This is a genomic window from Streptomyces sp. CT34, assembly GCF_000805335.1.
GTDB lineage: Bacteria > Actinomycetota > Actinomycetes > Streptomycetales > Streptomycetaceae > Streptomyces.
In genome coordinates this window covers 2,505,363-2,516,029 of record NZ_KN708638.1, presented here as the reverse complement: position 1 = coordinate 2,516,029, position 10,667 = coordinate 2,505,363, and the positions used below count along the sequence as shown (strand labels likewise).

The following is a 10,667-nucleotide window of genomic DNA, read 5'->3' as shown; positions in this document are numbered from 1 at the left end:
CGCCCGCCCCCCCGCCGCTGCCGCCCGAGAAGATGTCCCAGGTGTCCGACGCCGTCTCGGCCGGTATCGCGCCGGTGCCGAAGGGCACCCCGCCGGAGTTCGCCCAGAAGATCACCACCGTCGCCCACGACACCTTCGTCTCCGGCATGGGCCTGGCCTTCACGGTCGCCTGCGGTGTGGCGATCGTCGCGGCCGTCGTCGCGGTCCTCACCAAGCGTGGCGCGAACGCCGAGGCGGGCGCCGGCATGGGGCACATCTGACCGGCACCGCCCGGTAGTTGGGGAGCATCGCCCCGGCACCGCACACACCCGTAGAACACGACCACACCCGTGGAACACGACCGGCGCGCGGCCGGCCGGGGGACCCCCCCGGCCGGCCGCGCGCCGTCGCGTTGCGCACGCCGGGTGCCGGCCGCCGGGCGGGGGCAAGGGGTGTCGTGCCTGCCGTTGGCCCGCTGCACGCACCGGCCTGCCGCCTGCTGCTGGTCGTTGGGCTGCTGCGGGCACCTGCCTACCGCCTGCTGGCCGTTGGGCTGCTGCGGGCACCTGCCTGCCGCCCGCTGGTCGTTGGCCTGCCGAGGCATCCGCCCAGAGCCCGTTGGTCGTCGGCCGGCTGCGGGCATCTGCCCACCGCCCGCCGGTCGTTGGTCCACCGCGGGCACCCGCCCACTCCCCGCCGATCGTCAACCCGCCCGTCCTCCGGCCGTTTGACGCCACGCGCCGTATGCCGAGCGCGAGTTGGCCCCGCCCGGAGCGCCGAATCCCTCATCCGGATGACCCGATCCGGGAACCACCGGCCCTTGGTGTCTCCTCCTGGGCAGCGGGCACGCCCAACTGCCGTGCGGCGCACGGGAGGAACGGTTTCCGCGGCCGGTCTCCGCGGCTCCGCCGCACGTCAACCGCGCGTACCACCGCGCCGTCGGGCAGCCGTGCGGTTATCCACATACCTGATGCGGGTGGACCCGCCGTCCGGGCCTTGGCGATCGCGTCGCGACGGCGCCAGGCTCGAAAACGAACCCGCCGCGGGCACCCGCCCGCCGCGGACAGCACGCCGTGGCCGACCTCCCGCTCCGCGGGCGCCACGGCCACGTCACGGGGGAGAGGCTCCTATGCGTATCCGTCTGTTCGACACCTTCCACACCACCGCGCTGGTCACCGGCCTGGCCGCGCTCACCGCGGTGCTGGTCACCCCGGCCGCCCTCGGCGCCCCGGCCGCGCACGCCGCCGACGCCGGCACCGGGCACACCGCCGCGTCCGGCGACTGCTCGGCCGGCCAGCTGTGCCTCTGGCCGAAGGCGGACTTCGGCGGCAAGCGGCAGAGCTACGAGCTGTCCGACACCGAGATCGAGACCTGCGTCCCCCTGCCCAAGGGGGTCACCGCCGCCGCGCTCGCCAACCGCACCGGCCATCCGGTCACCGCCTACCAGAGCGCCGAGTGCGCCGAGACCGGCGAATTCGACACGTATCCGGGCGGCGGCAGCTGGGTGCCCAGGGCGCCGTACCAGGTAAGGGCGTTCAAGGTATGGGAACAGTGATCCGGCTGCCCGCGGTGTACGCACCGCGCCCCCCGGCCAGCGCTGGGCGCTGGCGGGGGGCGCGGCGGAGACGGTGCGGCGGCAGGCCGCACGGGGGTCAGGCGTCGCCGCCCGCCTCACCCGCGTCGGCGGCCGTGACGTCCAGGAGCTGGTAGCGGTCGATCGCCTGCTTCAGCAGCGAGCGGTCCACCTTGCCCTCCTTGGCGAGCTCGGTGAGCACACCCAGGACGATCGACTGCGCGTCGATGTGGAAGAACCGGCGGGCCGCACCGCGGGTGTCCGCGAAGCCGAAGCCGTCGGCGCCCAGGGACTGGTACGTGCCCGGGACCCAGCGCGCGATCTGGTCCGGGACGGACCGCATCCAGTCCGACACCGCGACCTTCGGGCCCTCGGCGCCCTGGAGCTTCTGCGTCACGTACGGGACGCGCTGCTCCTCCTCCGGGTGCAGCAGGTTGTGCTCCTCGACCGCCACCGCTTCGCGGCGCAGCTCGTTCCAGGAGGTCGCCGACCACACATCGGCCTTGACGTTCCACTCGTCCGCGAGGATCTGCTGGGCCTCGACGGCCCACGGGACCGCCACGCCGGAGGCGAGGATCTGGGCCGTGTGCTCGCCCTTCTCGCCGGCCTTGACGCGGTGGAGACCCTTGAGGATGCCCTCGACGTCGACGTCGGCCGGCTCCGCCGGGTGCTGGATCGGCTCGTTGTAGACGGTCAGGTAGTAGAAGACGTCCTCGGAGTTCTCGCCGTACATCCGCCGCAGACCGTCCCTGACGATGTGCGCGATCTCGTAGCCGTAGGCCGGGTCGTAGGCGACACAGGCCGGGTTGGTCGAGGCCAGCAGCTGGGAGTGGCCGTCGGCGTGCTGGAGGCCCTCACCGGTCAGCGTGGTGCGGCCGGCGGTCGCGCCGAGCACGAAGCCGCGCGCGAGCTGGTCGGCCATCTGCCAGAACTGGTCGCCGGTGCGCTGGAACCCGAACATCGAGTAGAAGACATAGACCGGGATCAGCGGCTCGCCGTGCGTGGCGTAGGCGGAGCCCGCCGCGATCAGGGAGGCGGTGCAGCCGGCCTCGGTGATGCCGTCGTGCAGCATCTGGCCGGTCGGCGACTCCTTGTAGGCCAGCAGCAGTTCGCGGTCCACGGACTCGTAGGTCTGGCCCAGCGGGTTGTAGATCTTGGCGGACGGGAAGAACGCGTCCATGCCGAAGGTGCGGTACTCGTCCGGGGCGATCGGCACGAAGCGCTTGCCGATCTCCTTGTCCCGCATCAGGTCCTTCAGGATGCGGACGAACGCCATGGTCGTGGCGATCTTCTGCTGTCCCGAGCCCTTCTTGGCGGTGGCGTACGCCTTGTCGCCGGGCAGCTCCAGCGGCTTGGCGCGCACGACACGGGTGGGCACATAGCCGCCCAGCGACTTGCGGCGGTCGTGCATGTACTGGATCTCTTCGGAGTTGCGGCCCGGGTGGTAGTACGGCGGCAGACCGTCCTCCAGGTCCTTGTCCGGGATCGGCAGGTGCAGCCGGTCGCGGAAGCCCTTGAGGTCCTCGACGGTCAGCTTCTTCATCTGGTGGGTCGCGTTGCGGCCCTCGAAGTTCGGGCCGAGCGTCCAGCCCTTGACCGTCTGCGCGAGGATCACCGTCGGCTGGCCCTTGTGGGCCTTGGCCGCCGCGTAGGCCGCGTAGATCTTCTTGTGGTCGTGACCGCCGCGGCCCAGGTGGAGGATCTGGTCGTCGGTCATGTTCGCGACCATCGCGCGCAGGCGCTGGTCGTCCCCGAAGAAGTGCTCGCGGATGTACGCGCCGGTCTCGGTGGCGTACGTCTGGAACTGGCCGTCGGGGGTGCTGTTGAGCTTGTTGACCAGGATGCCGTCGCGGTCCTGCGCGAGCAGCGGGTCCCAGCTGCGGTCCCAGACCAGCTTGATGACGTTCCAGCCGGCGCCGCGGAACTGCGACTCCAGCTCCTGCATGATCTTGCCGTTGCCGCGGACCGGGCCGTCCAGGCGCTGGAGGTTGCAGTTGACGACGAAGGTCAGGTTGTCCAGGCCCTCGCGGGCGGCGATGGACAGCTGGCCGAGCGACTCGGGCTCGTCCATCTCGCCGTCGCCGAGGTAGGCCCAGACGTGCGACTTGGAGGTGTCGGCGATACCGCGCGCCTCCATGTAGCGGTTCATGCGGGCCTGGTAGATCGCGCCGAGCGGGCCCAGGCCCATGGAGACGGTCGGGAACTCCCAGAAGTCCGGCATCAGCCGCGGGTGCGGGTAGCTGGACAGCCCGTTGGGGGCCTTGGACTTCTCCTGGCGGAAGGCGTCCAGCTGGGCCTCGGTCAGCCGGTCCAGAAGGAAGGCGCGGGCGTAGACACCGGGCGAGGCGTGGCCCTGGAAGAAGATCTGGTCGCCGCCGTCGCCCTCGTCCTTGCCCCGGAAGAAGTGGTTGAAGCCCACGTCGTAGAGGGACGCGGAGGAAGCGAACGTGGCGATGTGGCCGCCGACGCCGATGCCCGGGCGCTGGGCGCGGGAGACCATGACGGCCGCGTTCCACCGGGTCGCGTTGAGGACCTTGCGCTCGATCTCCTCGTTGCCCGGGAAGAACGGCTCGTCCTTGGTCGCGATGGTGTTGACGTAGTCCGTGCTGCGCATCTCGGGCACGGCCACACGCTTCTCGCGGGCGCGCTCGATCAGGCGGAGCATCAGGTAGCGAGCACGTTCCCGGCCTCGCTCGTCAACGGCCGCGTCGAGCGAGTCGAGCCATTCCTGGGTCTCTTCGGGATCGAAGTCCGGGACCTGGCTGGGAAGGCCGCCAATGATGATCGGGTTTCGATCGGATCCGGAAGCCACGCTGTTCCTTCGTGTTCGGTTCGTGTCGTGCTCGGCGTGCTATTGCTGCTGTGCACGGGGACGAATGCTGTCTCTGCCTTGTGTCGCGCCGTCTTCCATCGTGTACCGAGTCACTGGGATACGTCACCTCTACCGATGGGTAACCACCCGCTGAGAGATGGCGCTGAAAAGGCCGATTTCTCAGGTCGGCCAAATCGCAACCATACGCCCATGTCGAAAGTCCTTGACGTACGGCCGTCCGGCGCTCGAAAGCGGATCCGGGATGCTCCCTCGTCGCCCGACGGGGCCATTCGTGCCCGCCTACCCCATATACCCGTCCCAGTGCTGTGGTGTGAATCACTTCGTGGTGTCCTGGTGGGGTGGCGGTGGCCGCGGGGCGCCTTCGGATCGTCACCGTTTAGGCGGTCTCGACCGCCGGGTACTTGCGCGATCCGCCCGGCCCGTGTGGACTACGCCCAATGCTCCGCGCACGCGCGGGGTCCCCAAGCATTTCCGAAACATGACAGGAGGCAATCCGTGAGCGCGACCGCGGACCACGCGGAGGAGCGGACCAACCCTGCCGCCAGGCTGGGGTTCGAGCCCGGACAGGTGGTCCAGGAGATCGGCTACGACGATGACGTCGAGCAGGAGCTCCGAGAAGGCATCGAGGCCATCATCGGCCAGGAACTCGAGGACGAGGACTACGACGACGTCGCCGACGTCGTCCTCCTGTGGTTCCGGGACGACGACGGCGACCTCACGGACGCGCTGGTGGACGCCATCGGTCTGATCGACGAGGGCGGCCAGATCTGGCTGCTGACACCCAAGACCGGCCGCGATGGCTACATCGAGCCGAGCGATATCAACGAAGCCGCCCAGACCGCGGGGCTGTCCCAGACCCGGAGCATCAACGCGGGCAAGGACTGGACCGGCAGCCGCCTGGTCTCGCCCAAGCGCTGAGCGCTTCCCCCGACGTTGCGCGCCGAGCCCCCTCCGGCCTGTTCCGGAGGGGGCTCGACCCTGTTCAGGGAGGGTTCTTCCGGCGTTCGGGCCGGCGCGTAGGGTTGGTCGCGTCAAGTTGAGAGTGATGCGGAAGGGAAGCACCCCATGGCGATCGAGGTCGGCACCAAGGCTCCGGATTTCGAGCTCAAGAACCAGCACGGCGAGCTGGTCAGGCTCTCCGACTTCCGCGGCGAGAAGGCCGTCGTCCTGCTCTTCTACCCGTTCGCCTTCACCGGTGTGTGCACCGGTGAGCTGTGCGCGCTCCGCGACGAACTGCCGAAGTTCGCCAACGACGACGTCCAGCTGCTGGCCGTCTCCAACGACTCCCCGTTCTCGCTGCGCGTCTTCGCCGAGCAGGAGGGGCTGGAGTACCCGCTGCTGTCGGACTTCTGGCCGCACGGCGAGGCGTCGCGGGCGTACGGCGTCTTCGCCGAGGACAAGGGCTGCGCGGTGCGCGGCACGTTCATCATCGACAAGGAGGGCGTGGTGCGCTGGACGGTCGTCAACGGCCTGCCCGACGCCCGCGACCTGAACGACTACGTCGAGGCCCTCGAAGCCCTCTAGCCGCCGCGCGCCCCACGGCCCACCGGGCGGACGTCCTTCGCGGGTAGCGGGGACAGCACGCGATATCCGCATCCGGCGGGAACCCGTCACCAGGGTCGATTCGTTGATCCAATGCCATGCACGATGGGGGCGCACAACAAGACGTACCCCTCGAATCTATGGGAGGACTCGTGGGAGTCAGCCTCAGCAAGGGCGGCAACGTCTCGCTGACGAAGGAAGCCCCCAATCTGACCGCCGTGCTCGTCGGTCTGGGCTGGGACGCACGTACCACCACCGGTGCGGACTTCGATCTCGACGCCAGCGCCCTGCTGACGAACGACCAGGGCAAGGTCGCCAACGACCAGAACTTCGTGTTCTTCAACAACCTGAAGAGCCCCTGCGGTTCGGTCGAACACACCGGTGACAACACCACCGGTGAGGGCGAGGGCGACGACGAGGCCATCAAGGTGAGCCTCGCCGGGATCCCGGCCGACGTCAGCAAGATCGTGTTCCCGGTGTCGATCTACGACGCGGAGACCCGTCAGCAGAGCTTCGGCCAGGTCCGCAACGCCTACATCCGCGTGGTCAACCAGGCCGACGGCAAGGAGCTGGCGCGCTACGACCTGAGCGAGGACGCCTCCACCGAGACCGCCATGGTCTTCGGCGAGCTCTACCGCAACGGCGCGGAGTGGAAGTTCCGCGCCATAGGCCAGGGCTACGCCTCCGGGCTGCGCGGTATCGCGCAGGACTTCGGCGTCAACGTCTGACCGGCAGCTGCACCGCGTCCGGCGCCGTACACCCCGCAGCGGGGAGTGCGGCGCCGGGCGTGCTTCAGGGGGCGTGAGCCGCGTCCCGCACCGACACAGGGGAGGAAGCGAACACGATGGGCGTCACACTCGCCAAGGGGGGCAACGTCTCGCTGTCCAAGGCCGCGCCGGATCTCACGCAGATCACGGTCGGGCTCGGCTGGGACGCGCGGTCCACCACCGGAGCGCCGTTCGACCTCGACGCCAGCGCGCTGCTGTGCAGGGAGGGCCGGGTCCTGGCGGACGAGTACTTCGTCTTCTACAACAACCTCAAGAGTCCCGAGGGTTCGGTCGAGCACACGGGCGACAACCTCACCGGTGAGGGCGAGGGCGACGACGAGACGATCCTCGTCGATCTCACACAGGTGCCGGAGCAGGTCGACAAGATCGTCTTTCCGGTCTCGATCCATGAAGCCGATCTGCGCGGCCAGAGCTTCGGCCAGGTCGGCAACGCCTATATCCGGATCGTCGATCAGGCCGACGGCGGCGAACTCGCCCGCTACGACCTCAGCGAGGACGCCTCCAGCGAGACGGCGATGATCTTCGGCGAGGTGTACCGCTACAACGGCGAATGGAAGTTCCGGGCCGTGGGACAGGGGTACGCATCCGGTCTGCGGGGGATCGCTCTAGACTTCGGGGTCAACGTTTCGTAAAGCACCGCGCACCGCGCGCGGGGGACCCATACAGCGAAGGATTGGGTAGGCAGTGCTCCTGAAAACCTTTGGCTGGTCGTTCGCCATCACGGTGCTCGGCCTCGGCCTGGCCGGTGTCCTCTGGGGGTGGCAGGGGCTCGCGATCGTCGGGATCCTGTCCATCCTGGAGATCTCGCTCTCGTTCGACAACGCCGTCATCAACGCAGGCATCCTGCGCAAGATGAACGCCTTCTGGCAGAAGATCTTTCTGACCGTCGGCATTCTCGTCGCGGTGTTCGGTATGCGGCTGGTCTTCCCGGTCGTCATCGTCGCGATCACCGCGAAACTGGGGCCGATCGAGGCGGTCAAGCTCGCGATCAACGACAAGGCGCACTACGAGCAACTGGTCACCAGCGCCCACCCGGCCATCGCGGCGTTCGGCGGCATCTTCCTGCTGATGATCTTCCTCGACTTCATCTTCGAGGAGCGGGACTACAAGTGGCTGGGGTGGATCGAGAAGCCGCTCGCACGGATCGGCAAGCTGGACACCCTCTCCATCATCGTCGCGCTGGTCGCCCTGCTGGTGAGCGCACTGACGGTGGCCACCAACGTGGCGCACGGCGGCGGTGACAAGACCACCACGGTCCTGCTGTCCGGTATCGGCGGTCTGGTGACCTACCTCGTCGTCGGCGGCATCTCGGGGTACTTCGAGGGCCGGCTGGAGGCTGACGATGCCGACGCGGCCGACGATGGGGAAGGCGCCGAAGGCGTCGGCGGGAAGGGCGCGGACGCGGCTCCGGTACGGAAGGGGGGCGGCTCGGCCGTGGGCCTGGCCGGCAAGGCCGCGTTCTTCATGTTCCTCTACCTGGAGGTCATCGACGCGTCCTTCTCCTTCGACGGCGTCATCGGCGCGTTCGCCATCACCAACGACATCTTCGTGATGGCGCTGGGCCTCGGTATCGGCGCGATGTACATCCGGTCGCTGACGGTCTTCCTCGTCCGCAAGGGCACCCTGGACGACTACGTCTACCTGGAGCACGGCGCCCACTACGCGATCGGCGCACTGGGCGTCATCCTGCTCGTCACGATCCGGTACGAGATCAACGAGGTCGTCACCGGCCTGGTCGGCGTGGTGCTGATCGCCCTGTCCTTCGGTTCGTCGGTGCTGCGCAACCGGCGCGAGGGCAAGCCAGGGCAGGAGTCGTCGGCGAAGTCGGAAGTGACGTCAGGAGTGTGACGAACGGCTGATTGAGGAACGCTTTCTGCGGGGCGGCCATGGGTACGAACCCTGCGGTCGCCCCGTGGTGATGCGGGGCCCGACAAGGGGGTGGGAGAGGTGTCCTTCCTGGGGAACTGGCGGCGCGGCAACGCGCCGGCGTTCGACGGCGGCGGAGCGTCGTACGTCGTCGAGCTGACGAAGCGTCATCCGGTCGTCTCGCTGACCAAGCAGGGGGCGGCCAACGGGCATCTGCGGGTCAACCTGAGCTGGCAGATGCGGACTTCGGACCTGGGGGAGCGGGGCGGGCAGCGCAGCACCGGCAGCCTGCTGCGGAACCCGGGGCGGCTGTTCAAGCCCGAGGTCGTGCAGGCGCAGGGGCCGGCCGTGGTCAACGTCGACCTGGACCTGGCCTGCATGTACGAGCTCATGGACGGCACCAAGGGCGTGGTGCAGCCGCTGGGGAACTTCCTCGGCGACCTCAACGGCCCGCCGTTCGTCCAGCTCAGCGGCGACGACCGGTTCGGTTCGGGGTCCGGCGAAACGCTGTACGTCAACCTGGACCACCGCGACGAGATCAAGCGGCTGCTGATCTTCGTCTACATCTACGACGGCACCCCGGCGTTCGACCGTACGCACGCGGTCGTGACGCTCTTCCCGAGCACCGGGCCGCGGGTCGAGGTCAAGCTGGACGAGCGGGCGCCGCAGGCCCGTTCCTGCGCCATCTTCATGCTGGAGAACGGCAAGGACGGCCTGACCGTGCGCCGTGAGGTGAAGTACGTCTACGGCTTCCAGGCGGAGCTCGACCGGTTGTACGGCTGGGGGCTCCAGTGGGGCCGCGGCTACAAGTCCAAGGTCTGACCGCGGCCTGACCGCCGCGTCCGGCCGCCGGGGCCGCCCTGGGCCCTGTCGTCACACTCCCGCCGTCCGCCCGGAGGCCGGGCAGGCAGGCGGGAGTGTGACGACAGGGTCTAGCGGCGCTGGAACTGCGGCCCCTGGGGCGGCAGTACGAACGACGGGTCCGGGGCGAACGGCTGCGGCTGTGGCACGGGACAGCCGTATGTCGGGGCGGGCTGCGGCGGTTGCGGGTGCGGCGGCACGTTCTGCGGATAGCCGTATGCGGGCGGCTGCTGGGGTGCGTACGGGGGCTGCTGCGGTGGTGGGCCCGGATAGCCGTAGGCGGGCGGAGCGGGGGGCTGTGCCGGCGGTGGCGGAACGTGCTGCGGATAGCCGTAGCCGGCGGTGGGCGGCGGTGCCGCGGGGGCCGGGGGCAGCGGGGCGGCCGAGAACGGCTCCGGCATCCGGTCCGGCACATGCTGGGTGACGGCTTCGGGGTCGGGTGCCGGATACGCCTGCGGGTCCGCGGGGGACGAGGGCGCGGCGGCCTCTTCGGGCCAGGCGCCGGGCGCCGGGGAGGCGGGCGTGGTGGGGCGGGAGGAGGCTGGCGTGGCCGGTCCGGGGACCTGCGGCGCGTCGGGGGCGGGCCGCGCGACGGCCTCCGTGGCGGCCTCGTCCGGCGGGGCCGGGGACGGTTCCGCCGCGGCCGGCGGGTCCGTGGGGCCGGCGGGCGGGTCGTTCTCGTCGACCGAGATCCCGAACTCCGTCGCCAGGCCGACCAGTCCGCTCTCGTACCCCTGCCCCAGTGCGCGGAACTTCCAGCCGTCGCCGCGCCGGTAGAGCTCCCCGCAGATCAGCGCCGTCTCCTCGCCCGTGTCGGGCACTACGTCGAAGACCGCGACCGGTTCGGCGCCCTCCGTCGCCGCGTCGTACAGCAGAACCCGCAGATCCGGTACGTCCGCGAAGGCGCCGCCGTCCGACGACGCGGCGAGCACGACCCGGTCCACCGACGGGTCGAGCGGAGCCAGTTCCGCCTCGATGCTGTCGGTGAGGTGGTCGCCGAGCCGGGACTTGGGCAGGTGCCGGACCAGGCCGCTGGGGTGCCTCGGCTGGTTGTAGAAGACGAAGTCCTCGTCCGAGCGCACGCGTCCTTCCGGTCCCACGAGCAGGGCCGAGGCATCGACGTCGGGGATGTCGGCGCCGGGGGTCCAGCGCAGGACGGCCCGTACCGCCGTGGCGTCGAGGGGTACGTTCGACCCTTTCAGCATCGCGTGCGTCATGCGGTAAT

9 protein-coding genes and 1 pseudogene are annotated in these 10,667 nt (G+C 69.7%); 8 read left to right on the top strand and 2 right to left on the bottom strand.

The features are described 5' to 3' along the window. Together RZ84_RS40945 and RZ84_RS11145 are read left to right on the top strand one after the other, a co-directional pair. Positions 1-260, top strand: a pseudogene (locus RZ84_RS40945) (MFS transporter); the annotation flags it as partial. Between the two features lie 848 nt (positions 261-1,108). Next, entirely contained in the window at positions 1,109-1,534 is a 426-nt protein-coding gene (locus RZ84_RS11145; RefSeq protein WP_043264192.1) for a peptidase inhibitor family I36 protein, read from the top strand. A gap of 97 nt (positions 1,535-1,631) precedes the next feature. On the opposite strand, the gene aceE is transcribed toward RZ84_RS11145, so the two are convergent. Further along, entirely contained in the window at positions 1,632-4,364 is a 2,733-nt protein-coding gene (aceE, locus tag RZ84_RS11140) for a pyruvate dehydrogenase (acetyl-transferring), homodimeric type (protein ID WP_043264191.1), read from the bottom strand. Between the two features lie 516 nt (positions 4,365-4,880). Here aceE and RZ84_RS11135 point away from each other — a divergent pair. The 6 genes from RZ84_RS11135 (at position 4,881) to RZ84_RS11110 (ending at position 9,403) form a co-directional block, all read left to right on the top strand. Then, positions 4,881-5,303 (top strand): DUF3052 domain-containing protein, encoded by a 423-nt coding sequence (locus tag RZ84_RS11135; protein WP_043264190.1) that lies wholly within the window; start codon positions 4,881-4,883, stop codon positions 5,301-5,303. Positions 5,304-5,450: 147 nt separating this feature from the next. After that, a complete protein-coding gene (locus tag RZ84_RS11130; RefSeq protein WP_043264189.1) occupies positions 5,451-5,909 on the top strand; it encodes a peroxiredoxin in 459 nt (152 codons plus the stop codon). A gap of 170 nt (positions 5,910-6,079) precedes the next feature. Next, entirely contained in the window at positions 6,080-6,655 is a 576-nt protein-coding gene (locus RZ84_RS11125) for a TerD family protein (protein WP_043264188.1), read from the top strand. A gap of 116 nt (positions 6,656-6,771) precedes the next feature. After that, positions 6,772-7,347 carry a TerD family protein gene (locus RZ84_RS11120; RefSeq protein ID WP_043264187.1) on the top strand — a complete coding sequence of 192 codons (576 nt, stop codon included), beginning with the start codon at positions 6,772-6,774 and terminating at the stop codon, positions 7,345-7,347. Positions 7,348-7,399: 52 nt separating this feature from the next. Continuing rightward, complete coding sequence (locus RZ84_RS11115; RefSeq protein ID WP_043264186.1) at positions 7,400-8,563, top strand: DUF475 domain-containing protein; 1,164 nt, start codon at positions 7,400-7,402, stop codon at positions 8,561-8,563. Between the two features lie 99 nt (positions 8,564-8,662). Further along, positions 8,663-9,403 carry a TerD family protein gene (locus RZ84_RS11110; RefSeq protein ID WP_043264185.1) on the top strand — a complete coding sequence of 247 codons (741 nt, stop codon included), beginning with the start codon at positions 8,663-8,665 and terminating at the stop codon, positions 9,401-9,403. Positions 9,404-9,513: 110 nt separating this feature from the next. Here RZ84_RS11110 and RZ84_RS11105 read toward each other — a convergent pair whose 3' ends face one another. After that, positions 9,514-10,659, bottom strand: coding sequence for a TerD family protein (locus tag RZ84_RS11105; protein ID WP_043264184.1), 1,146 nt, complete (start codon positions 10,657-10,659; stop codon positions 9,514-9,516). Between the last annotated feature and the right edge of the window lie 8 nt (positions 10,660-10,667).

Bases quoted from the DNA above. Each gene is read 5' to 3' on its own strand.
- RZ84_RS11130 (WP_043264189.1), top strand. From the start codon at position 5,451: ATGGCGATCGAGGTCGGCACCAAGGCTCCGGATTTCGAGCTCAAGAAC.
- RZ84_RS11105 (WP_043264184.1), bottom strand. From the start codon at position 10,659: ATGACGCACGCGATGCTGAAAGGGTCGAACGTACCCCTCGACGCCACG.
- RZ84_RS11145 (WP_043264192.1), top strand. From the start codon at position 1,109: ATGCGTATCCGTCTGTTCGACACCTTCCACACCACCGCGCTGGTCACC.
- RZ84_RS11120 (WP_043264187.1), top strand. From the start codon at position 6,772: ATGGGCGTCACACTCGCCAAGGGGGGCAACGTCTCGCTGTCCAAGGCC.